1 protein-coding gene and 1 pseudogene are annotated in these 504 nt (G+C 33.7%); one reads left to right on the top strand and one right to left on the bottom strand.

Annotated elements, in window-relative coordinates:
• Positions 1 to 22: 22 nt before the first annotated feature.
• A pseudogene (locus TCEL_RS14335) lies at positions 23 to 217 on the top strand (DEAD/DEAH box helicase); the annotation flags it as partial.
• Here the strand turns inward: TCEL_RS14335 and TCEL_RS14330 are convergent.
• Entirely contained in the window at positions 127 to 468 is a 342-nt protein-coding gene (locus tag TCEL_RS14330; RefSeq protein WP_423219066.1) for an alanine:cation symporter family protein, read from the bottom strand. The pseudogene TCEL_RS14335 and the gene TCEL_RS14330 overlap by 91 nt on opposite strands.
• Positions 469 to 504 lie beyond the last annotated feature (36 nt).

The raw sequence follows: 504 nt of genomic DNA, 5'->3' as shown, positions 1-504 counted from the left end.
GATTAGAGAGATTTTACTTGATATGAAAAAGAATAAACCAATGAATAGATTAGTTCAAGGTGATGTAGGATCAGGTAAGACTGTAATTGCAGCAATAGCAATGTTTAATTGTGCTGAAGCTGGATATCAAGCAGCAATGCTAGCTCCGACAGAAATTTTAGCAGAGCAACATTTTAGTTCCATAACATCCCTTCTAAAGGATTTTGATTTAAACATAGCACTTATAACAGGAAGTACAACAAAAAAACAAAAAGAAAAGATATTAACAGATTTGGCATCTGCAGTCTTTGCAATTCTTTTTATACCACCAAATATTATAAAGGCAGTTATAATAGCGATTACACTTCCTGTAATATAAGTTTGTATTCCAAAGGCCTTTTGGAAGGCTTGAGATATTGTGTTTGCTTGAACTGAGTTAAATACTAGTCCAAAGCAGATAGTTATAAGGATTGAGAAAAGAACTCCCATCCATCTTTTTCCTAGAGCCCTTTCCATGTAGTAAGC

It is taken from the genome of Thermobrachium celere DSM 8682, from assembly GCF_000430995.1.
Taxonomy (GTDB): Bacteria; Bacillota; Clostridia; order Clostridiales; family Caloramatoraceae; genus Thermobrachium; species Thermobrachium celere.
The sequence above is the reverse complement of the archived record's forward strand: the minus strand, read 5'-3'. Positions and strand labels throughout refer to the sequence as shown.

Excerpts from the sequence above, each read along its gene's own strand:
- TCEL_RS14330 (WP_423219066.1), bottom strand. The coding sequence starts at position 468 with ATGGGAGTTCTTTTCTCAATCCTTATAACTATCTGCTTTGGACTAGTA.